Source organism: Sphingopyxis panaciterrulae, from assembly GCF_014199295.1.
Lineage (GTDB): Bacteria > Pseudomonadota > Alphaproteobacteria > Sphingomonadales > Sphingomonadaceae > Sphingopyxis > Sphingopyxis panaciterrulae.
The window spans coordinates 190,106-211,935 of the sequence record NZ_JACIJH010000004.1 but is presented as its reverse complement, the minus strand read 5'-3'; the positions used below and the strand labels follow the sequence as shown (position 1 = coordinate 211,935).

Annotated in this window: 20 protein-coding genes; 13 read left to right on the top strand and 7 right to left on the bottom strand. The window is 67.4% G+C overall.

The window, feature by feature from the left end; genetic code table 11:
* Nucleotides 1-15 precede the first annotated feature (15 nt).
* Nucleotides 16-438, top strand: a complete 423-nt coding sequence (gene ndk, locus FHR21_RS09360; protein ID WP_184097512.1) for a nucleoside-diphosphate kinase — start codon at nucleotides 16-18, stop codon at nucleotides 436-438.
* Nucleotides 439-502: 64 nt separating this feature from the next.
* Here the strand turns inward: ndk and purN are convergent, their stop codons facing one another.
* Both purN and purM read right to left on the bottom strand, forming a co-directional pair.
* Nucleotides 503-1,453, bottom strand: a complete 951-nt coding sequence (gene purN, locus FHR21_RS09355; RefSeq protein WP_184097510.1) for a phosphoribosylglycinamide formyltransferase — start codon at nucleotides 1,451-1,453, stop codon at nucleotides 503-505.
* Nucleotides 1,454-1,567: 114 nt separating this feature from the next.
* Nucleotides 1,568-2,674, bottom strand: a complete 1,107-nt coding sequence (gene purM / locus FHR21_RS09350; protein ID WP_184097508.1) for a phosphoribosylformylglycinamidine cyclo-ligase — start codon at nucleotides 2,672-2,674, stop codon at nucleotides 1,568-1,570.
* Nucleotides 2,675-2,759: 85 nt separating this feature from the next.
* Here purM and FHR21_RS09345 point away from each other — a divergent pair, with 85 nt between their 5' ends.
* From FHR21_RS09345 to FHR21_RS09330, 4 genes are read left to right on the top strand one after another with little or no spacing between them, the layout of a single operon-like run.
* Nucleotides 2,760-4,028, top strand: coding sequence for a heavy-metal-associated domain-containing protein (locus tag FHR21_RS09345; protein WP_184097506.1), 1,269 nt, complete (start codon nucleotides 2,760-2,762; stop codon nucleotides 4,026-4,028).
* Nucleotides 4,028-4,699, top strand: a complete 672-nt coding sequence (locus FHR21_RS09340; protein WP_184097504.1) for an HdaA/DnaA family protein — start codon at nucleotides 4,028-4,030, stop codon at nucleotides 4,697-4,699. Before FHR21_RS09345 ends, FHR21_RS09340 begins: the two co-directional genes overlap by 1 nt.
* Nucleotides 4,690-6,858 (top strand): RNA degradosome polyphosphate kinase, encoded by a 2,169-nt coding sequence (locus FHR21_RS09335; RefSeq protein WP_246427141.1) that lies wholly within the window; start codon nucleotides 4,690-4,692, stop codon nucleotides 6,856-6,858. Before FHR21_RS09340 ends, FHR21_RS09335 begins: the two co-directional genes overlap by 10 nt.
* A complete protein-coding gene (locus FHR21_RS09330) occupies nucleotides 6,851-8,335 on the top strand; it encodes a Ppx/GppA family phosphatase (protein ID WP_184097502.1) in 1,485 nt (494 codons plus the stop codon). Before FHR21_RS09335 ends, FHR21_RS09330 begins: the two co-directional genes overlap by 8 nt.
* A 245-nt stretch (nucleotides 8,336-8,580) precedes the next feature.
* On the opposite strand, the gene rnd is transcribed toward FHR21_RS09330, so the two are convergent.
* The gene (rnd, locus tag FHR21_RS09325; RefSeq protein WP_184097500.1) at nucleotides 8,581-9,768 is read right to left on the bottom strand and encodes a ribonuclease D; all 1,188 of its coding nucleotides are present in this window, start codon (nucleotides 9,766-9,768) and stop codon (nucleotides 8,581-8,583) included.
* A 61-nt stretch (nucleotides 9,769-9,829) separates the two neighbouring features.
* Nucleotides 9,830-10,048 (bottom strand): hypothetical protein, encoded by a 219-nt coding sequence (locus FHR21_RS20690; RefSeq protein WP_221235103.1) that lies wholly within the window; start codon nucleotides 10,046-10,048, stop codon nucleotides 9,830-9,832.
* Nucleotides 10,049-10,221: 173 nt separating this feature from the next.
* Here FHR21_RS20690 and aspS point away from each other — a divergent pair, with 173 nt between their 5' ends.
* The 4 genes from aspS (at nucleotide 10,222) to FHR21_RS09305 (ending at nucleotide 14,402) form a co-directional block, all read left to right on the top strand.
* Nucleotides 10,222-12,003 (top strand): aspartate--tRNA ligase, encoded by a 1,782-nt coding sequence (gene aspS, locus FHR21_RS09320; RefSeq protein WP_184097590.1) that lies wholly within the window; start codon nucleotides 10,222-10,224, stop codon nucleotides 12,001-12,003.
* Between the two features lie 2 nt (nucleotides 12,004-12,005).
* Nucleotides 12,006-12,887: an alpha/beta fold hydrolase gene (locus FHR21_RS09315; RefSeq protein WP_184097498.1), complete on the top strand. Its 882-nt coding sequence runs from the start codon at nucleotides 12,006-12,008 to the stop codon at nucleotides 12,885-12,887.
* 60 nt (nucleotides 12,888-12,947) lie between these two features.
* Nucleotides 12,948-13,733, top strand: coding sequence for a polyphosphate kinase 2 family protein (locus tag FHR21_RS09310; protein ID WP_184097496.1), 786 nt, complete (start codon nucleotides 12,948-12,950; stop codon nucleotides 13,731-13,733).
* 132 nt (nucleotides 13,734-13,865) lie between these two features.
* Nucleotides 13,866-14,402: a J domain-containing protein gene (locus FHR21_RS09305; protein ID WP_184097588.1), complete on the top strand. Its 537-nt coding sequence runs from the start codon at nucleotides 13,866-13,868 to the stop codon at nucleotides 14,400-14,402.
* Nucleotides 14,403-14,572: 170 nt separating this feature from the next.
* On the opposite strand, the gene mtgA is transcribed toward FHR21_RS09305, so the two are convergent.
* Nucleotides 14,573-15,280 (bottom strand): monofunctional biosynthetic peptidoglycan transglycosylase, encoded by a 708-nt coding sequence (gene mtgA / locus FHR21_RS09300; RefSeq protein ID WP_184097494.1) that lies wholly within the window; start codon nucleotides 15,278-15,280, stop codon nucleotides 14,573-14,575.
* A gap of 98 nt (nucleotides 15,281-15,378) precedes the next feature.
* On the opposite strand from mtgA, the gene FHR21_RS09295 reads away from it, so the two are divergent.
* Nucleotides 15,379-16,176, top strand: coding sequence for a transporter (locus tag FHR21_RS09295; RefSeq protein ID WP_184097492.1), 798 nt, complete (start codon nucleotides 15,379-15,381; stop codon nucleotides 16,174-16,176).
* A gap of 4 nt (nucleotides 16,177-16,180) precedes the next feature.
* Here FHR21_RS09295 and rpoH read toward each other — a convergent pair whose 3' ends face one another.
* Both rpoH and FHR21_RS09285 read right to left on the bottom strand, forming a co-directional pair.
* On the bottom strand, nucleotides 16,181-17,083 hold the full coding sequence (rpoH, locus tag FHR21_RS09290) for an RNA polymerase sigma factor RpoH (protein WP_184097490.1): 903 nt from the start codon (nucleotides 17,081-17,083) through the stop codon (nucleotides 16,181-16,183).
* A gap of 81 nt (nucleotides 17,084-17,164) precedes the next feature.
* Nucleotides 17,165-18,121 carry an RluA family pseudouridine synthase gene (locus tag FHR21_RS09285; protein WP_184097488.1) on the bottom strand — a complete coding sequence of 319 codons (957 nt, stop codon included), beginning with the start codon at nucleotides 18,119-18,121 and terminating at the stop codon, nucleotides 17,165-17,167.
* A gap of 127 nt (nucleotides 18,122-18,248) precedes the next feature.
* Here FHR21_RS09285 and FHR21_RS09280 point away from each other — a divergent pair, with 127 nt between their 5' ends.
* From FHR21_RS09280 to FHR21_RS09270, 3 genes are all read left to right on the top strand, one after another.
* Complete coding sequence (locus FHR21_RS09280; protein WP_184097486.1) at nucleotides 18,249-18,893, top strand: histidine phosphotransferase family protein; 645 nt, start codon at nucleotides 18,249-18,251, stop codon at nucleotides 18,891-18,893.
* Between the two features lie 63 nt (nucleotides 18,894-18,956).
* Nucleotides 18,957-21,341 (top strand): chemotaxis protein CheA, encoded by a 2,385-nt coding sequence (locus FHR21_RS09275; protein ID WP_184097484.1) that lies wholly within the window; start codon nucleotides 18,957-18,959, stop codon nucleotides 21,339-21,341.
* Nucleotides 21,338-21,775, top strand: a complete 438-nt coding sequence (locus FHR21_RS09270) for a chemotaxis protein CheW (RefSeq protein WP_184097482.1) — start codon at nucleotides 21,338-21,340, stop codon at nucleotides 21,773-21,775. Before FHR21_RS09275 ends, FHR21_RS09270 begins: the two co-directional genes overlap by 4 nt.
* The last annotated feature ends 55 nt before the right edge of the window (nucleotides 21,776-21,830 follow it).

Genomic DNA, 21,830 nt, shown 5'->3' with positions numbered 1-21,830 from the left:
GCAGGAGCTTCTCTCATGGCGGTCACCCGCACCTTTTCGATCATCAAGCCCGACGCGACGCGCCGCAATCTGACCGGCGCGGTCACCAGGATGCTGGAGGAAGCCGGCCTGCGCGTCGTCGCCTCGAAGCGCATCCGCATGACCCGCGAGCAGGCCGAAGGCTTCTATGCCGTCCACAAGGAGCGCCCCTTCTTTGGCGAACTCGTCGAATTCATGACCTCGGGTCCTGTGGTCGTGCAGGTCCTCGAAGGCGAGGATGCGATGCAGCGCAACCGCGACGTCATGGGCGCGACCAACCCCAAGGACGCCGCGCCGGGCACGATCCGCAAGGAACTGGCCGAAAGCATCGAGGCGAACACGGTCCACGGGTCGGACAGCGACGAGAATGCCGCGATCGAGATCGCCTATTTCTTCAAGCCCGAAGAAATCGTCGGCTGAGCATCGCGCGAACGCAAACGTAAAAAAGGGGCCGCCGGAGCGATCCGGCGTCCCCTTTTTTGCGTCAGAACTCGTCCGCCGCCGCCATCAGCCCGGCAAGGCGTTTCGGCGCGATGGACAGCCAGCTCTTGCGCAGCCAGTCGCCGATCGCGTCCCAGTCGGTGTCGCCGAGGTCGAGGCGGATGCCGATCCAGCCATCGCCGAAATAGGCCGGGCGGTAATAACGATCGGCGTCCATCTCGATCAGCGCCGCCTGCTCGTCGGCGCCGCTGATCTTGACCAGCAGCGCGATCTTGCCGTCGCCGTGATGGTCTTCGGTGAAGTAAGCGAATTTCTTGCCCTTCACGATCCCGAAGCAGGGCATGCCGTGCGAGGTCACCTCGTCGGTTTCGGGCAGCGCCAGCGCGAGATCGCGCACGCGGCCGAGCAGCCAGCCCGCCGAGCGTTCGCGCGTCACATAGGCGGCGAGGGTCGGCGGATAGAGCTGATGCTCGGCGATCAGGACCCGCGCGGCGAGGCTGTCCGGCGTGTCGCCGGGCAGGATCGCGACCGGCGTCTGCGCGAGCACCGGGCCGTCGTCGAGGTCCGCGGTCACGACATGGACGCTGCAGCCGCCGTGGCGGTCGCCCGCCTCGATCGCCTTGCGGTGGGTGTCGAGTCCCTTGTAGAGCGGCAGCAGGCTGGGATGGATGTTGAGCATCCGGTCCTGCCATTTCGCGACGAAATCGCTGCTCAGGATGCGCATATAGCCCGCGAGTGCGACATAGTCGGCACCCACGGCGCGAAGCTGGTCGTCGACCAGCGCGTCGAAGGCGTCGCGGTTCATCCCCTTGTGCGAAAGGCTCCAGGTCGCGATGCCCTCTGCCGCGGCGAGTGCGAGCCCCGCCGCGTCGGGATTGTTGCTGGCGACAAGGACGATCTCATAAGGGCAGCTTTCGGCCTTCGCGGCGTAGAGCAGCGCGGCCATGTTCGTGCCGGTGCCCGAGATCAGGACGGCGACGCGCGCTTTCGTCATGACGCTTTCCCCTCAATCCGTCCGTGCTGAGCTTGTCGAAGCACTGTTCTGTCTTTCAACCTCAAAAGAAAAAGAGCGGCCCTTCGACAAGCTCAGGGCGAACGGGGAAAGGGGTCAGCCTTGGTACGTCGCGCTCCACGCCGCCATCGCGCTCCATGTGTCGGACCCGCCAGCCACGGTGCAGCCCTTGGCGCCCTTGGCGATATGGCCGATGCGGTGCACCGTCTCGCCCGCCGCTTCGAGCGCGGCGGTCACGTCCGCGGCGTCGTCCGGCGCGACCACGACCGCCATGCCGATGCCGCAGTTGAAAGTGCGCGCCATTTCCTCCGGCTCGATATGCCCCTGCGCCTGGAGGAAGGCCATCAGCCGCGGCTGCGGCCAGGCGTCGGCGTCGATATGCGCGTGCAGTGTCTTCGGCAGGACGCGCGGGATATTTTCGAGCAGGCCGCCGCCGGTGATATGCGCGAGCGCGTGGACCTTGCCGGTCTTCACCAGCGGCAGCAGGCTCTTCACATAGATACGCGTCGGCGCCATCAGCGCGTCGATCAGCAAAAGATTCTGGTCGAACAGGGCGGGGCGGTCGAGTTTCCACCCCTTGTCCGCCGCGAGGCGCCGCACCAGCGAAAAGCCGTTCGAATGGACGCCCGACGAGGCGAGGCCCAGGATCACGTCGCCTGCCGCGACCTTGTCGGCGGTCAGCACCGCATCGCGCTCGACCGCGCCGACGCAAAAGCCCGCAAGGTCGTAATCGCCCTCGGCATACATGCCCGGCATCTCGGCCGTCTCGCCGCCGATCAGCGCGCATCCCGCCTGCTTGCAGCCCTCGGCAATGCTGGCGACCACCGCCGTTGCGGTGTCGTTGTCGAGCTTGTCGGTCGCGTAATAGTCGAGGAAGAACAGCGGTTCGGCACCCTGGACGATCAGGTCGTTCACGCACATGGCGACGAGGTCGATGCCGACCCCGTCGTGCCGTCCCGAATCGATCGCGAGCTTGAGCTTGGTACCGACCCCGTCGTTCGCGGCGACGAGCAGCGGGTCGCGGAACCCCGCCGCCTTCAGGTCGAAGAAGCCGCCGAAGCCGCCGAGATCGGCGTCGGCGCCCGGCCGGCGCGTCGCACGGGCCAGCGGGGCGATGGCACGGACCAGCGCATTGCCGGCGTCGATCGATACGCCGGCCTGGGCATAAGTGTAGGAGGCGGGCTCGTTGTGCTTGGAATCCATGGCACGCGCGACTAACGGTTCCAGCCGACAAATGCCACGATTTCCTTGTCGCGGTCGCCGCTTCGGGGCAGAGAATAGAGAAGAGATGATTTCGGCCGTCCCCCTTCGCCCCGCTTCGCGCCTCGACCTGGCTGGCCTTTTGCGCCGCGACTGGCGAGTCGCCGCAATGATCGGCCTGCTTTTGCTCGTGCTTGGCGCCGGGATCGTCGAGGGGCAGATCGCGCGCGGCGACCGCGGTATCACCCCGATCAATAGCAGCGGCGATTTTCTGGCCAGCGGAATCAAGGTGGATGTCACCGCGAAGACCAGCGAGGAAGCGCGGCAGCTCGGGTGGCGCGAGGCGCAGCGCAAGGGTTGGGCGCAGCTCTATCGTCAGACCAATGGCAGCGCTGGCCCGGCGCTGACCGATTCGGTGCTCGACGGCATCGTCACCGCGATCGTCGTCGAACGGGAACAGATCGGCCCGCGCCGCTATATCGCGACGCTCGGCGTCCAGTTCGACCGCGTGCGCGCCGGACAGATTCTGGGCGTCAGCGGCCGGACGCTGCGCTCGCCGCCGCTGCTTGTCATTCCCGTCTATTCGGTCGCGGGCATCCCGCAGGTGTTCGAACAGCGCAGCGAATGGCAGCGCGCCTGGGCCGAATATCACACCGGGCAGAGCGCGATCGACTATGTCCGCACCGCCGGCACCGGCGTCGACACGCTGCTGCTCAATGCCGGGCAGACCGGGCGGCGCGGGCGCGTGTGGTGGCGCGTGATCCTCGATCAATATGGCGCCGCCGACGTGCTGATGCCGACCGCACGGGTCGAATACAGCTATCCGGGCGGACCGATCGCCGGCCATTTCGCGGCGCGTTTCGGCCCCGACGACAAGCTGATCGCCACCTTCACCATGACCGGCCCCAGCGCCAGGGCGTTGCCCGACATGATGGAAAAGGCGGTCGCGCGGATGGATCGCATCTATACCGACGCGCTCGCCGCCGGCGTCCTTCGCACCGACCGCTATCTGGTCCTCGAAAAGCCGGTCGAGAAGGAGGACCTGCCCGAGGAGACGATCGCCGAGGTGCCGGCGGGCGAGGTCGACGCGAGCGTGACGCCGCCCGTGGCGCAGCCCGGCGTTGTCAGCTTCACCGTCCAATATGCCTCGCCCGACGTCGGGTCGGTGTCGGCGACCGAAAGCGCGATCGGCGGCATCCCCGGCGTCCAGTCGGCGGCGACGACCAGCCTCGCGCTCGGCGGCACGTCGGTGATGCGCGTGACCTTCCGCGGCGATATCGCGGCGCTCAAGGCCGCGCTCGAAGCGCGCGGCTACAAGGTGCAGCAGGGCGGCAGTACGCTGCGGATCAGCCGCTGATGGCACGCGCCCCCCGGGATCGCCCCGCCTCCCAGATCGCCCTCCCGCTCGACTGGAGCGCCGGCGGCGCCAATGACGGGCCGCTGCTCGTCGGCACCAGCAACGCCGATGCGGTGCGCTATCTGCGTCACGTCTCGACCTGGCCGGTGCGCACCGCGGTGCTCACCGGGCCGCGCGGGTCGGGGCGCAGCCTGATGGGGCGGCTCTTCGCGCGCGAGACCGGCGGCCGGGTGATCGACGGGCATGACAGCGTGCCCGAAGAGGCGATGTTCCACGCCTGGAACGCCGCGCAGGCGAGCGGCACACCGCTGCTGATCGTCGCCGATGCGCCGCCCGCCGACTGGCAGGTCGCGCTTCCCGACCTTGCGTCGCGGCTGCGCGCGGTACCGGTGCTGACGATCGGCGAGCCCGACGACTGCCTGGCGCGCGACCTGATCGAGGCGCTGTTCGCGCAGCGCGGCATGGCGATTTCGCCCGAGGTCGCGTCCTATATCGTGCCGCGGATGGAGCGCAGCTATGCGATGCTCCACCGCATCGTCGCCGCGCTCGACGCGGCCTCGCTCGAACAGGGGCGGCGCGTGGGAGTCCGTCTTACGCGTGAAACATTACTGTCACAGGGGCTGATCGATCCCGATTTGCTCGAAAGGCAGGAACCAGGACAATGTCGTTAAACAGCAGCCCCTTGCGCGCCGACAATGACGCCGATGCGTCGCCGCCCGATTTCGGCCCCGACCGCTTCTTCAATCGCGAGCTGAGTTGGCTCGCCTTCAACCGCCGGGTGATGGAAGAGGCGCTCAATCCGGCGCATCCTTTGCTCGAACGGCTGCGTTTCCTGTCGATCTCGGGCAGCAATCTCGACGAATTCTTCATGGTCCGCGTCGCGGGCCTCAAGGGCCAGCAGCTTCAGGGAATCGACGACCCCTCGGCCGACGGCCGCTCGCCGGGACAGCAACTCGCCGAGATCGAGGCCGAGGTGAACCGCCTCGTCGACCAGCAGCAGTCCGAATGGCAACGGCTGCACCGCCTGCTCGCCGCGCAGGGAATCGTCGTTCATGGTGCGGGATCGGATGCGGAGGCGCTGCGCGCCGCGCTGCGACCCTATTTCCTCGACCAGATCTTTCCGATCCTGACCCCGCAGGTGCTCGATCCGGCGCACCCCTTTCCCTTCATCCCCAACCGCGGGCTCGGGGTGATCTTCGACCTGCAGCGCAAGGCGACCGGCGATACGGTCCGCGAACTGGTGATGATCCCCGCCTCGCTGCCGCGCTTCGCGCCGGTGCCGGGGGAAACCACGAGCTTCGTGCCGATCGAATATCTGATCGAGCTGTTCGCCGACCTGCTCTTTCCGGGCTTCACGATCCGCGCGCGCGGTGTCTTTCGCATCATCCGCGACAGCGACATCGAGATCGAGGAAGAAGCCGAGGATCTGGTGCGCCTGTTCCGCACCGCGATCCGCCGGCGCCGCCGCGGCCGCGTCATCCTGCTCGAACTCGCGGCCGACATGCCGGGCGAGCTCGCCGCGGTGCTCGGCGACGATATTCAGGGACATGAGGCGATCGTCGCGAAGCTCGACGGCTTCGTCGGGCTTGCAGCCCTCTCGGCGCTGGTCGAGGTTGATCGCCCCGACCTGAAATTCCCGGCCTATTCGCCGCGTTTCCCCGAACGCATCCGCGAACATGGCGGCGACTGTTTCGCGGCGATCCGCAGCAAGGACATCGTCGTCCACCATCCCTATGAAAGCTTCGACGTCGTCCTCTCCTTCCTCCGTCAGGCGGCGGCCGATCCCGACGTGGTGGCGATCAAGCAGACGCTCTATCGCGCCGGCAACCAGTCGCCGGTGATCCGTGCGCTGATCGAGGCGGCGGAGGCCGGCAAGTCGGTGACCGCGGTGGTCGAGCTGAAGGCGCGTTTCGACGAAGAGCAGAACATGCTGTGGGCGAACCAGCTCGAACGCGCCGGCGTGCAGGTCGTCTACGGCTTCATCGAGTGGAAGACGCACGCGAAGATCTCGATGGTCGTGCGCCGCGAGGGGCAGGGCTATCGCACCTATTGCCACTTCGGCACCGGCAACTATCACCCGATCACCGCGCGCATCTATACCGACCTCAGCTTCTTCACCGCCGACCCGCGCGCGGGGCGCGACGCGGCGCAACTGTTCAATTACATCACCGGCTATGTCGAGCCAGAGCGGCTCGAAATGCTGACCATGTCGCCGCTCAACATGCGGCAAAACATCTGCAATCTGATCGACGCAGAGATTGTCGCGGCGCGGGCCGGGCGTGCGTCGGGGCTATGGGCGAAGATGAACAGCCTCGTCGATCCCGACATCATCGACAAGCTCTATGAAGCGAGCATGGCCGGGGTGCCGATCGAACTGGTCGTGCGCGGCATCTGCTGCCTGCGGCCGGGCGTGCCGGGCCTGTCGGAAACGATCCGGGTCAAGTCGGTCGTCGGCCGCTTTCTGGAGCACAGCCGCATCTGGGCCTTTGCCAACGGTGCGCTCCTGCCGCATCAGGGGGTGAAGCTCTTCATCTCGTCGGCCGACTGGATGCCGCGCAATTTCGATCGCCGCGTCGAATATATGATTCCGATCGAGAATCCGACCGTCCACGACCAGATTCTCGATCAGGTACTCGTGGCCAATCTGATCGATAACGAGCAAAGCTGGGTATTGCAGCCAGACGGCACCTATATTCGCTTAACTCCGGATGACAAACCATTCAACTTGCATCATTATTTCATGAACAATCCTTCGCTGTCGGGGCGCGGAACCGCGCTCCACAAGCGTCACGACGTTCCGACGCTCGCTTTCACCACGCGGGATGATTGACATTTTGCCGCATCGATCCGCCGTCATCGACATCGGGTCCAACTCGGTCCGTCTCGTCGTCTATGAAGGGCCGCGGCGCGCGCCGGCGGTGATCTTCAACGAGAAGGTACCCGCCGGGCTCGGCCGCGGCCTGGCGATCGACGGGCGCATCGCCGAAGAGGACGCCGCGCGCGGCCTGTTCGCGCTGCGCCGCTATGCGCTGCTCGCGCGCCACATGGGGGTACAGGATCTGCAATGCGTCGCGACCGCCGCGGTGCGCGACGCGACCAACGGCGGCGACTTCATTGCCGGCGCCGCCGAGGCCGGTCTCGACATCCGCTTGCTCTCGGGCACGGAAGAGGCCGAGGCGGCAGGTTGCGGTGTGTTGTCCGCCATTCCCGACGCGCACGGCATCTCGGTCGACCTCGGCGGTGGCAGCCTCGAGCTTGCCGAAATAGCGAACGGCGCCGTCGGTCGCTGCGCCTCTTTTCCGCTCGGCGTGCTGAGGCTGCCGGCGCTGCGCAAGGACGGGCAGCAGGCGTTCGAACGCGCAGTACGCAAGATGCTGCGCGCGGCGGGGTGGCCAGGCGATCTGGCGGGATTGCCGCTCTATCTGGTCGGCGGTTCGTGGCGCGCGCTGGCGCGCCTCGACCTCGAACTGACCAAGAGTCCGCTCGCGGTGCTCGATCAGCACCAATTGCCGCGTCCTGCGCTGCGCCGCCTGCTCCGCGCGACCCGGCGGATGAGCTTCGAGGAATTGAAGGCGATCCCCGGCATGGCGTCGAACCGCGCCGCGACATTGCCCGATGCCGCGGCGCTGCTTGCCGCGCTGGTCAACATCATCGACGTGCCCGACATGACGGTGTCGTCCTCGGGGCTGCGCGAAGGGCTGCTCTATCAGGCGCTCGACGAGCGGACGCGCGCGCAGGACCCGCTGATCGTGGCGGCGGAGTTCGAGGGGCGCCGGCTCGCGCGCTTCGCTCCGCACGGGCGCGCGGTCGCCGACTGGATCGCGCCGCTGTTCGCCGGGGAAGCGCCCGCCGACGGCCGCGTCCGGCTCGCCGCGAGCCTGCTCAGCGACGTCGCCTGGTCGGCGAACCCCGATTTCCGGGCCGAGCGCGGAACCGAGATCGGCCTGCACGGCAACTGGCGCGGCACCGATATCGCGGGCCGTATCCTGCTCGCCCGTGCGCTGCACGCCGGTTTCGGCGGCGCCGACGCCGATTTCCCGGCGATGGGCGCGCTGGTGTCGGCCGAGCGGCTGGCGCGGGCGCGGCAATGGGGTCTGGCGATCCGCCTTGCGCAACGGCTGACCGGTGGCGTCGAGGCGCCGCTCAAGGCCAGCGCGATCGCGCGGCGGGGCGACAGCCTCGTCCTCGGCCTCGATCCCGACTGGCATCATCTGGCGGGGGAATCGGTCGACCGCCGCCTGCGCGCGCTCGCCCAGGCGCTCGACGCGAAGCCCGAACTGGTGCTGCTTTATACCAAGGTGCGGTGATCTTGACCGATGAGGATTGCCAGTCCCGCCTGCTGGACCGCGTCGGCGCGTCGCAGCGATGAACCACATCGCCGCTTCCGCTCCTCCTCGCCAGCAAGCGGGACTGGCAACCCGGCGGGCGGTTTCTGGCGGCTCTCGGACAGCGTCGCCTGCTTGGGACGATGACCCACATCGTCCCGGCGCGGCCTCCTCGCCGAGAACCACCAGAAACCGTCCTCATCGGTCAAGATCACCGCACCTTGGTATTAGGCGGCGTCGGCCGCGGCGCTTTCGATCCGGCTCATCACCAGCTTGCCGTTCTTGACGGCGAAGCCCATGCGTCCCTCGACCAGATCGAGCGCGGCGCCGCCGAACACCTCGAAGCGCCAGCCCTGCATCAGCGGGATATCGTCGCGCCGCCCCGCCGCCAGCGCTTCCAGATCGTCGCTCCGCGCGATCAGCCGCGCCGCGATGTTGAGCTCGCGCGCGCGAATCTTGAGCAGCAGCTTGAGCAGGTCGCCGACCAGCGCGCCTTCCTTGCCCAGCCCCGGTCCGCGCGGCGCGCGGTCGGGCATGTCCTCTTTCGCCAGCGGCTTGGCGACCGCGAGCGCGTCCATCAGCCGGCCGCCGATATCGTTCGTCTTCCAGGTCGCCGACAGGCCGCGCACCCCCCCGAGCCCGTCCTGGTTCTTCGGCGGATGGGCGGCGAGGTCGGCGAGCGTCTCGTCCTTGACGATGCGGCCGCGGGGCAGGTTCTTGGTCCGCGCCTCGCGCTCGCGCCACGCGGCGAGCGCCTTGAGCCGCCCGAGCACCTCCGGCTTGCGTGACGGCGCCTTGATCCGGTGCCATGCATTATCGGGGTCGACGCTGTAATGGGACGGGTCGGCGAGCTTTTCCATTTCCTCGTCGAGCCAGTGGCCGCGGCCGGTCTTGATGAGCTTCTGGAGCATCATCGGAAAGATTTTGGCGAGGTGCGTGACGTCGCCGATCGCATAGTCGATCTGCCGCTTGTCGAGCGGGCGGCGGCTCCAGTCGGTGAAGCGCGCGCCCTTGTCGAGCTGAATGCCGAGCCAGGCCTCGACCAGGTTCGAATAACCGACCTGTTCGGCCTGGCCGAGCGCCATCTGGCCGATCTGCGTGTCGAAGATGGCGTGCGGCGTCTTGCCGGTCAGATTGTAGATGATCTCGACATCCTGACCGCCGGCGTGGAAGACCTTGAGCACCGCTTCATTGTCGACGAGGAGGTCGAGCAGCGGTTTCAGGTCGATGCCGGACGCCATCGGGTCGATCGCAGCGGCATGGTGGCTGTCGGCGACCTGGATCAGGCACAATTCGGGCCAGAAGGTGTTTTCGCGCATGAATTCGGTATCGACCGCGATGAAATCGCTGTCCTTGATGAGGTCGCAGAATTCGGAGAGCGCGGTGCTGGACTCGATAAGCGGATGAATTTGCATGCGGCGCCTATACAGCGAGTCGGCGCCGACGGGCAGGAAAAATTGCCACCGCTTCGCGCAGCTATCGAAGGCGGCGCAGCAGGCGCCGAACGCCCGCCGCGAGCAGCCGCTGCGCCGCGATGCCGAGGATCACGCCGGCGAACTTGCGGCCAGGGCTTGGCGGCGATGGCGGAAGGGGTTTCGCCGGCGCCGCGGCGCGGGCAGGGGAACGCGTCTTTTCCGGTTTCGGCACGGGCGCTGTCGGCCTTGTCGCTGCCTTCCTGTCGGCGGATTTTGCCATTGCTGCCCCCTTTCGCATCCGGTCGCCCCTATCGAACCGGGTTGCGCGGGCCGAGTCAACCGCGGGCGCGGAAACTTTGCGCCCTTGACAAAAGCGCCGCTGCCCTGCCTTAGGCGCGGCCATATTGGCGCGGATCATGCCTTGCGCCTTCCCGGACATTGAAAGACGACAATATGCACGCCTATCGCACCCATCATTGCGGCCAGCTTCGCAGTCAGGACGTCGGTCAGACCGTCCGCCTTTCGGGCTGGGTGCATCGCAAGCGCGACCATGGCGGGCTGTTGTTCGTCGATCTGCGCGACCATTATGGGCTGACCCAGATCGTCGCCGACAGCAGCGATGCGGCCTTCGCGACGCTCGACGGGCTGCGCGCGGAGAGCGTGGTGACGATCACCGGCGACGTCGTCGCGCGCTCGGCCGAGACGGTCAACGCGAACCTGCCCACCGGCGAGATCGAGGTGCGCGCGCGCGAAGTGTCGGTGCAGTCGGCCGCCGCCGAACTGCCGCTGCCGGTCGCGAGCGAGCAGGAATATCCCGAGGATATCCGGCTGAAATACCGCTTCCTAGACCTGCGCCGCGACCGGCTGCACGCCAATATCCTGCTGCGCTCGAACGTGATCGCCAGCCTGCGCCGCCGCATGGTCGAACAGGGCTTCACCGAATATCAGACGCCGATCCTGACGGCTTCGTCGCCCGAAGGCGCGCGCGACTATCTGGTGCCGAGCCGCGTCCACCCCGGCAAATTCTATGCGCTGCCGCAGGCTCCCCAGATGTTCAAGCAGTTGCTGATGGTCGCGGGCTTCGACCGCTATTTCCAGATCGCGCCCTGCTTCCGCGACGAGGATGCGCGCGCCGACCGCTCGCCCGGCGAATTCTATCAGCTCGACTTCGAGATGAGCTTCGTGACGCAGGACGACGTGTTCAACGCGATCGAGCCGGTGCTGGCGGGCGTGTTCGAGGAGTTTGCGAACGGCAAGACGGTGACCCCCGCGGGATCGTTCCCGCGCATCCCCTATCGGGAATCGATGCTGAAATATGGCAACGACAAGCCGGATTTGCGCAACCCGCTGGTCATCAGCGACGTGTCGGCGCATTTCACCGGGTCGGGCTTCGGCCGCTTTGCCGATATCGTCGCGGCGGGCGACGTGGTGCGCGCCATCCCGGCACCGGGGACGGCGGAAAAGAGCCGCAAATTCTTCGACGACATGAATAGCTGGGCGCAGGGCGAAGGCTTTGCGGGGCTGGGCTATGCGACGCGCAAGGGCGGCGAATGGGGCGGGCCGATCGCCAAGAATCACGGCCCGGAGAAGATGGACGCGCTGGCCGCCGAACTGGGTCTCGGCCCCGACGACGGGCTGTTCTTTGCCGCCGGCAAGGAAGCGGTCGCCGCGAAGCTCGCGGGACTGGCGCGCACCCGCGTCGCCGAGCAACTCGACCTGATCGACGCGAACCGGTTCGCCATGTGCTGGATCGTCGATTTCCCGATGTTCGAGGCCGACGAGGACACCGGCAAGATCGACTTCAGTCACAACCCGTTTTCGATGCCGCAGGGCGAGCTCGAAGCGCTGGAGACCAAGGACCCGCTCGACATCCTCGCGTGGCAATATGACATCGTCTGCAACGGCGTCGAACTGTCGTCGGGCGCGATCCGGAACCACCGCCCCGACATCATGTACAAGGCGTTCGAGATCGCGGGCTATAGCCAGGCCGAGGTCGATGCGAACTTCAGCGGCATGATCAACGCCTTCAAGTTCGGCGCCCCGCCGCACGGCGGGTCGGCGCCGGGGGTCGACCGTATCGTGATGCTGCTCGCCGACGAGCCCAACATCCGCGAGGTCGTCGTCTTCCCGATGAACCAGAAGGCCGAGGATTTGATGATGGGCGCCCCGGCGCCGGTCACCGACAAGCAGCTCAAGGAACTCAGCATCCGGCTGGTCGACGGGCCGAAGAACTGAGCGTGAGCACCGCGCCCCGCGAACACCGGCTTGCGACGCCGGGCGGCGACATCTGCTGGTTCGAGTGGGGAACGCCGGGGGAGGGGGCTTCGCTGCTGCTGCTCCACGCGACCGGCTTTCACGCCCGGCTGTGGGATCGGGTCGTCGCGGCGCTTCCGGCAGGCACGCATGTCGTCGCGCCCGATCATCGCGGGCATGGGCGCAGCTTCCGGCCCGCGACGCTCGCCGACTGGGGCGCCAACGCCGACGTGCTGTTGCCGCTGGTCGACCGGTTCGCGGGACGGCCGCTTGTCGGCTGCGGGCACAGCATGGGCGGCTATGTGCTGACGCGCCTTTCCGCCGAGCGACCCGACGCCTTCGGGCATCTCGTCCTGATCGACCCCGTCATCATGGCCCCGGAGCTTTACGGGGGCGCCGACGCGCTGCCCGTGCCCGATCCGGCCGAGCATCCCGTCGCGCGCCGCCGCAACCGGTGGACCGGCGCGGAGGAGATGCGCGATCGCTTCGCCGATCGGGCGCCCTACAGCGGCTGGGTGCCCGAAGTCCTGGGCGATTATTGCACCCACGGGCTGCTTCCCGTCGGGGACGGTTATGAACTGGCCTGTCCGCCGGCACTCGAAGCCTCGATGTACCAGAATGCGCTGCGCACCGATCCATATCGCTGGCTCGGCGACCTCGGCGCACCGGCAACGCTGATCCGTGCGCCGACGGGAACGCGCGGCGACATGATGGATTTCTCGCAAAGCCCGACCTGGACCGGGCTCGGTCCGCATCTGGGTGTGGTGCGCGACGAATTGTGGGACGCGAACAGCCATTTCATCCCGATGGAGGACCCGGCGCGGATCGCGGCGCTGCTCGCCGAGGCGACGGCCAATCAGGGTTAACCGCGTCGCCTCGCAGCCTTCGCTGTGGTAGCAGCGGCGGGATTTCAAGGGGACGACGCGATGACCATCGAACTCGCCGATTATGAAGACGGCGCCAAATATGACGGCCAATATGGCGATGATCTGGTCGCACTCCAGGAGCGGCTCGAGCGCATCCAGGCGGCGCATATCACCCACGGCCAGCGCAGCGTCCTCATGTTCGAAGGCTGGGATGCGGCGGGCAAGGGTGGCATCATCCAGCGGCTGACCGCGCAGCTCGACCCGCGCTATTTCGAGGTGTGGCCGATCGGCGCCCCGAGCGACGAGGAAAAGGCGCGCCATTTCCTCTGGCGCTTCTGGAAGCGGCTGCCTGGCAACCGCGAGATCTCGATCTTCGACCGGAGCTGGTACGGCCGGGTGCTGGTCGAGCGCGTCGAGGGTTTCGCGAGCGAGGCCGAATGGCGCAAGGGTTATGACGAGATCAACGAGTTCGAGGCGCAACTGACCGGCAGCGGAACCAATCTGGTCAAGCTGTTCGTCCACATCACCCAGGCGGAGCAGGACGAACGCTTCGCCGACCGGCTCGACGATCCGTGGAAACGCTGGAAGACCGGGGCCGAGGATTATCGTAACCGGGCCAAGCGCAAGGATTATCTCGCCGCTATGCACGAGATGTTCGTGCAGACCGACACGCGCTGGGCGCCGTGGAAGGTGATCGACGGCAACAACAAGAAGGCGGCGCGCATCGCCGCGCTGACCCATGTCGCCGAGGCGCTGGAGGCCGCGGTGCCGATGACCCCGCCCGACCGCGATCCGGCGGTGGTGAAGCTGGCGCAGAAGGCGTTCGGATACACCGCCAAGGACTAGGGCGGATCGACACTCAGCTCTGACAGCCCGCAAATTCACCATTTTCGGCTCGCCATCCTCCGAATGTCGATCAGTCCTAGCTTTTCGGCTTCGCGCCTAGCCATGGCGAGGCGCAATCGCTACATGGGCCGGATGAGCCGCGCCAAGAGATCCGATGACTGGGGATTTCCCCGCTGGCGCGCCTATGGGCAGGGGCGCGAGGCGCAGCAGGTGCGGCTGTGCGACCGGCACGGATGCAGCGAGCCCGGCAACTGTCCCGCGCCCAAGTCGCCGAACAGCCCCGAACGCTGGTATTTCTGCGAAACGCACGCCGCCGAATATAATCGCGGCTGGGACTATTTCGCGGGGCTCAGCGCCGAGGAGGCGGCCGACCGTGCCGCCGAGGAAGCCCGTGGCGCGCGCAGCTATGCCCGTGCGCAGCATTATGGCTGGGGCGGAGCGGGCGACGGCAGCCGCAGCGCCGACGAGATGCGCGCGCTGGAGGTTCTCGATCTGGAACCCGACGCCGATTTCGAGGCGGCGAAGAAGGCGTGGCGCGGACTGGCCAAGGAGTGCCATCCCGACGTGAAACCGGGCGATGCCGAGGCGGCAAAACGCTTCGCGGCGGGGCAGGCGGCGTTCGAGGTGCTGAAGCAGGCGGAAGAACGGAAGAGCTGGAAGCCGGCGTAGGGGGTTGCTTTCCGACCGTTATACGACGATCGGCGCTTTATAACCTTGTCATTCCCGCGAAGGCGGGAATCCCGAGCGTGCGTCGGCTGACCCTACACTGGATTCCCGCCTTCGCGGGAATGACGAAGATGGGGGTATGGCAGCTTTCCACTCCAAGCGGACAACCAGCGTCACCGATAAACGCAGGCGTCCAGCCCGTCGCGCCCGACTACCCCGATCCGGGCGCGGATCGTGTTGCCGTAGCGGCGGGTGAAACCCGAGGGGCTGATCGCCTCGCGCTTCTTGGGCAGCGGCAGGATCGCGGCGATGCGCGCGGCTTCGGAGGGGGTGAGCCTGGCGGCGCCGTGCCGGAAATAGCGTTGCGCGCCCGCCTCGACGCCATAGGTACCGATGCCGGTCTCGGCGACGTTCAGATAGACCTCCATGATCCGGCGCTTTCCCCAGATCGTCTCGATCAGGAAGGTGAACCACACCTCGGGCACCTTGCGGACATAGCGGGTCCAGCCGCTGCCCTGCCACAGGAAGACATTCTTCGCGGTCTGCTGGCTGATGGTCGAGCCGCCGCGCAGCTTCCTGCCCTTCGCATTGCGCTCGATCGCATCTTCGATCGCCGCGCGGTCGAAGCCGTCATGGTTGCAGAACTTGCCGTCCTCGGCCGCGATGACCGCGCGCACCATGTTGCGGTCGATGTCCGAAAGACCGGTCCAGTCCTTGATGATGCCGCTGCTGTCGGCGAGCATGGTGAAGGTCACCGGGGGCGGCACGACGGCGTAGACCAGCACCCAGGCGATGCTGATCAGGATGAACCAGAGCAGCCATTTGAAGGGCCGCAGATACCAGGGGAGCCTGCGCTTGGTCGCGCGCGATTTGGTTGCCATGCGCGCAAACTAGCCGCTTGCCGCGGCGAGGCAAGCGGGCTTGATCGGCAGGGCGCATTGCTCGACAAGAAGCGGGGAGTGCAGGCAAGGGAGGACGGATGCCGCTTCGATCGATCATGCTGGTCGCCGCACTGGCGGCCGCGACCCCCGCGCTGGCGGAAGAGGGGCGTGCGCTTTGCCCCGACCGGCCAGGGCTCGGTACGCCGGCCTGCACCGTTGATGTCGGGGCCGTCGTGCTGGAGGTCGGGGTCGCCGACTGGACGCTCGACGACAATGCGGACAGCCGCACCGATAGCTGGGCCTTCGGCGATACGCTGCTGCGCGCGGGACTGACGCCCTCGCTCGAGGTGCAGGTCGGCTGGACGATGCTGGGCCATGTCCGCGAGCGGGACCGGGCGACGGGCGATCGGACGGGGCGGACGCGGACCGGCGACGTCACGCTGGCGCTGCGGCAAAATCTGCGCAGCCCCGACGGGTCGGGCTTCTCGCTGGCGATCATGCCTTATGCGACGCTGCCGTTGGGCGGCGATGGTGTCGGCGCGGGCGACTGGGGCGCGGGGCTGATCGTACCGGTCAGTTTCGAGCTTGGAGCGCTGTCGCTCGGGCTCTCGCCGCATGTCGACGCGGCGGTCGATGCTGACGGCGACGGACGCCATCTGGCCTATGGGTCGGTCGCCGGGCTGGGGTTCGACCTGTCGGACGATGTATCGGCGGCGGTCGAACTGTCGCTGACGCGCGACCGCGATCCGGCGGGTCATGCGACCGCGGCGCTGGCGGGCGTGTCGCTGGGATGGCAGCCCGGAGCCGACAGCCAATGGGACATCGGCGTCAATGCCGGGCTCAACCGTGCCAGCCCGGACGTTCAGCTCTACGCGGGCTACGTCCGGCGTTTCTGACCGGTCAGGCGCCGATCAGGCGGCGTTCGCCGGCCAGCTTGAGCATCGCCTTCTGAAGTTTCTCGAAGGCGCGGACCTCGATCTGGCGGACGCGTTCGCGGCTGACGTCATAGACCTGGCTCAAATCCTCGAGCGTCTTGGGGTCGTCGGTCAGGCGGCGTTCGGTCAGAATATGGCGCTCGCGCTCGTTCAGCGTTTCGAGCGCCTCGTTGAGCAGGTCGTGGCGCACGCTGCGTTCCTCGGCCTCGGCGACGCGCTCGTCCTGCAGCGGTTCCTCGTCGCCGAGCAGGTCCTGCCACTGGCTGTCGCCATCCTCGCCCATCGGCACGTTGAGCGACGTGTCGCCGCCCATCGCCATGCGGCGGTTCATGCTGACCACCTCATCCTCGGTGACGCCGAGGTCGGTCGCGATCTTGGCGACATTTTCAGGGGATAGGTCGCCATCCTCGAACGCTTCGAGGTTGTTCTTCATCCGGCGGAGGTTGAAGAACAGCTTCTTCTGCGCCGCGGTGGTGCCCATTTTGACGAGGCTCCACGAGCGCAGGATGAATTCCTGGATCGAGGCGCGAATCCACCACATCGCATAGGTGGCAAGGCGAAAGCCGCGCTCGGGGTCGAACTTCTTCACGCCCTGCATCAGGCCGATATTGCCCTCGCTGATCAGCTCGCTGACCGGCAGGCCGTAGCCGCGATAGCCCATCGCGATCTTGGCGACGAGGCGGAGGTGCGAGGTGACGAGCTGCGCCGCCGCCTCATTATCGCCATGCTCCTGAAAGCGCTTGGCGAGCATATATTCCTGCTCGGGCGTCAGCAGCGGAAATTTGCGGATTTCGGCCAGGTAGCGGTTCAGGCTCGCCTCTCCGCCGAGTGCGGGCACCGTGGCCGGAACATTGCTTTTGTCAGCCATGAAAAGCGTCTTCCCTAAATATCCAGAGGAGAAATATGCCGCGGTTGCATCCGGCGGTCGAGATAGATTTTCATTCGAAACTTAAACGCGCAATTCATCGATCAGTTCCCGCATATCGGGGGGGATTTCGCTGTCGAGCGCGATCTTCGTACCGGTGACCGGATGAATAAAACCCAAATGGGCCGCGTGCAATGCCTGACGGGCGAAGTTCCTGGCCTTGAGCAGGTCCGACAGCGGCTTTCTGGCGCGGCCATAGACCGGGTCGCCGACGAGCGGGTGGCCGATATGCGCCATATGGACGCGCACCTGATGGGTACGGCCGGTTTCGAGGCGGCATTCGACGAGCGTGGCGCCGTTCAACGGCTCGATCGTACGGTAATGGGTGATCGCATGCTTGCCGCGGCCCGCTGTGACGACCGCCATCTTCTTGCGGTTGGTCGGCGAGCGGCCGAGCGCCGCGTCGACGGTGCCGTTCGCGGGTATCGGACGCCCGGTCGCGAGCGCCAGATAGCGGCGGTCGATGCTGTGCGCGGCGAATTGTTTGGCAAGGCCTTCGTGCGCCTTGTCGTGCTTGGCAGCGACGATCAGGCCGCTGGTGTCCTTGTCGATGCGGTGGACGATGCCGGGGCGGGCGACGCCGCCGATGCCCGAAAGCTGGCCCGCGCAATGGTGGAGCAGTGCGTTGACGAGCGTGCCGTCGGCATTGCCCGCGGCGGGGTGGACGACCATGCCCGCGGGTTTGTCGACGACGATCAGATGCTCGTCCTCATAGGCGATGACGAGACTCAGGTCCTGCGCGACGTTATGCGCCGGGGCTGGGGCGGGAAGGCGGACCGCCAGCGTCGCGGGTACCGCGGCCTTCGCCGACGGGTCCCAGAGCACCGCGCCGCGTTCGTCGGCGACGCGGCCGCCCTTGATCAGCGTCTTCAGTCGTTCGCGCGAGAGGTTGGGGAGCGCTTCGGCGAGCGCCCGGTCGAGCCGCAGCCCGGCCGCGCCGACACCCAGCGTCACGGTCAAGATATCCTCGTCCCCCTGCATCGGGGAAGATGTGGTTTTGGGGCGCGGAAATTCAAGGGGGTTCGCCCTTGCTCTCGGGGGCGCGCTTGCCCTAGGGACCGGACAAGCCGGAAACGTCCGGAACCTGCGCTGGGGAGCCCATTCATCCATGACCGACGATCGCGTCGATTTCGCCTCCATGCTGGCCTCGCGCCTGTGCCACGACCTGCTGAGTCCGGTGGGGGCGTTCGCCAACGGGTTGGAACTGCTCGCCGACGAGAAGGACCCGGAGATGCGCGCGCGGTGCATCGACCTGCTCGAACAGAGCGCGCGGACCTCGGCGGCGAAGCTGAAATTCTTCCGCCTCGCCTTCGGGTCGGCGGGCGGCTTCGGCGAGGCGGTGCCGCCGGGCGAGGCCAAGGCGGCGATCGAGGGGATCATGGCCGACCGGCCGATTACGCTGAACTGGATGATCGGCGACGAGCCGCTGCCCAAGCCGGCGGTCAAGATCATCCTGAACCTCGCGCTGATCCTGGTCGACGCGCTGGTACGCGGCGGACGGCTCGACATCGGCTGCGAGCGGCAGGGCGAGGGGATCGAAATCGCGCTTCACGCCGAAGCCGAGCGCATCCTGGTCGACGCCGACGTCGAGCGCATTCTGAAGGATGGCGAGGCCAGCGCCGCCATGACGTCGCGCACCGCGCCCGCGGTGCTGGTGCAGGCGGTCGCGGCGCAGAACGGCGGGCAGGTCATGCTGGCGCGCGAGACGCCGACCTCGCTGCTCGTCGGTGCGGTGCTGAAGGGCGGCGGGTAAAGTCTCCCTTAACCATTGTCGGGCATGGTCGCGCTTCGATTTTGGGGCGCACCGGTTACCGCGATGGATGATCTGCTGAACGACTTTCTCGCCGAGACGGCGGAAATCCTTGCCGAGGCGGGGGGCGCCATCGTCGCGTGGGAGGCGGACCCCGGCGACCGCGAGCGGCTCGACGCGATCTTTCGCTTCGTTCACACGATCAAGGGCAGCTCGGGATTCCTGTCGCTGCCGCGCGTCACCGCGCTGTCGCACGCGGCCGAGGATGCGCTCGACCAGGTACGGCGCGGCAACCGGCCCGCCAATGCGGCGCTGGTCACTGCTATCCTGGGCATCGTCGATCGGTTGAGCCTGCTCTGCGACGCGCTCGGCAACGGCGGGGTCGAGCCGGCGGGCGACGATGCCGACGTGATCGACGCGCTCGCCTTCGTGAGCGAAGAACCGGCGGCGCCAGAGCCGGCCGAGATCCGGCTGCGCCGCGAGGACGATCTGGCGGCCGAATTGCAGGCTTGGCGGTCGATCCGCGTGCCGCTGCCGCTGCTAGACAGCATGATGACGGGGGTCACCGACATCGTCCTCGCGCGCAATGAATTCGCGCGGATGCTGCGCGAGGCGGGCGCCGATCCGTCAACGATCGCCGCCTTCGACCGTCTGTCCGATTCGATCGCCGCGATGCGCCAGTCGGTCAGCCAAATGCGGATGCAGCGCATCGACAAGCTGTTCGCGCCGTTGCCGCGCATCGTGCGCGATCTGGCGCAGGATCTGGGCAAGAAGATCGCGTTCAGCACCAGCGGCGGCGAGGTCGAGCTGGATCGCGAGATGATGGAGAATATCCGCGATCCGTTGATCCACATCGTCCGCAACGCCGTCGATCATGGCATCGAGCCGCTCGATCAGCGCGTCGCGGCGGGCAAGGGCGTGACGGCGAACCTGTCGGTGTCGGCGCGCCAGTCGGGCAATCAGATCGAGATCGTCGTACGCGACGACGGCCGCGGCCTGTCGCCCGACGCGCTGGTCGCCAAGGCGGTCGCGGCGCAGGTCGTCACCGCCACCGAGGCGCGGGGACTGACCCCGCGCGAGCGGCTGGAACTGATCTTCCGCCCGGGCTTTTCGACCGCGGCGAAGGTCACCTCCATCTCCGGCCGCGGCGTCGGCATGGATATCGTCAAATCGAACATCGAGAAGATCGGCGGCGTGGTCGAGCTACGCAACGAGGAGGGGCGCGGGCTGACCATCATCCTGCGCGTACCGATGACGCTGACGATCATATCGGGTCTGATGGTGCGCGCGGCAGGGCAATATTTCGCGATTCCCAGGGGCGCGGTACGCGAAATCCTGCTCGAAAGCAGCGATAGCGCGCGCGTCGACCGCGTCGGCGGCGGCGAACTGGTCACGGTGCGCGGCGAGCAATTTCCCCTGCTGCGGCTGGAAACCATCCTCGGTCGCGCGGTCGATGCCGACGACGATACCGACGACCGCGCGGTGGTGATCGTGCGGCCGGGGCAGGGACAAAGCTATGCGTTGAGTGTCGCCGCGATCCACGACCATGAGGAACTGGTCATCAAGCCCGCCGCGCCGCTGATCATGACGACGGGGCTTTATGCGGGCACGACGCTGCCCGACAGCGGGCGTCCGGTGCTGTTGCTCGACGTCCAGGGGCTGCTGGCGGCCGCCGGGGTCGATGCGTCGGAGGCCGGACGGAACCGCGAGGAAGCGGCCGAGACCGAGGCAAGTGCGCGCGGCGCGACGCAGCTCTTGTTGTTCCGCGATGCCAGCGAGCGCGTGCGCGGCGTCCGCCTGTCGGTGATCGAGCGCGTCGAGGAGGTGCCGGCGCTGGCGCTGTTCGAGAGCGCGGGCGCGATCCAGGCCCAGATCGGCGACGCTATCTTCCCGGTTCACGCCGCCGCGCTGCCCGAGGGACACGGTACGGTAAAGCTGCTCCGCCTGCACGACGGGCGGTCGGTGCTCTGCTATCCGATCGAGGCGGTGATCGACATCGTGCGGATGCCCGACGCGATGCAGCCCGCGGCGGCGCCGGGCCTGATCGCGGGCGTTGCGCTGATCGGCGGCGACCCGGTCGAACTGATCGATCCCTTCTGGCTGATGGAGCAATATGAGACGACGCGCGCCGCCGGTGCCGGGCCGCGCCGGCCGCTCTGCCGGCTGGCCGACGATGCCGACGGCTGGGGCGAGAATTTCCTGGCGCCGATCCTGCGCGACGCCGGCTATCGCGTCGCGTCGGACAAGGAGTCCGGGGACGAGGCGCCTGACGTGCTGCTCTGCCTGTCGGATGACGGCGACGCCTGCGCGAATCTGGGCGGCGACGCGCCGGTGATCCGGCTGCGCGCCTCGGTCGCCGCGGCGGGTGCCGACGACGACACCATCTATCGCTACGATCGTCAGGCGCTGCTCGATGCGCTGCGCCGCCGGGTCGGGGGAGAGCGGCGATGATGGAGAAATTATATCTGGTCGCGCGCATCGCCGACACGCGCGTCGCGCTACGCAGTCGCACCATTCATTCGGTGGTTACGGTCGGCCAGCCGGTCGAGGTGCCCGCCGCGCCGCCGCACGTCGCGGGGCTGTTCGCGCTCAGGAGCCGGGTCTTTACGCTGATCGACCCGCATGTCGTCGTCGGCCTGCCGCCGGTGGCGGTCGCGCAGGGACAGCGGGTGATTGTCGTCGACGTCGCCGATCACGGCTATGCGCTGATTGCCGACGAGATCGAGGACGTCTGCTTCATCGAGACGCCCGAAACGCGGATCGCCGGCCGGCTGTCGCCGGGCTGGGCGCGCGTCGCCGACGCGATGATCGAGCATCGGGGCGCGTCGCTGCTGGTCGTCGATCCCGCGCAGTTCGTGACCCTGCCGGTCGCGAGCGCCGCATGAATCTTGTCGCTTATTAACGGGCTGCACACCCCTTTGCCGTAGCTAGACGCAAACC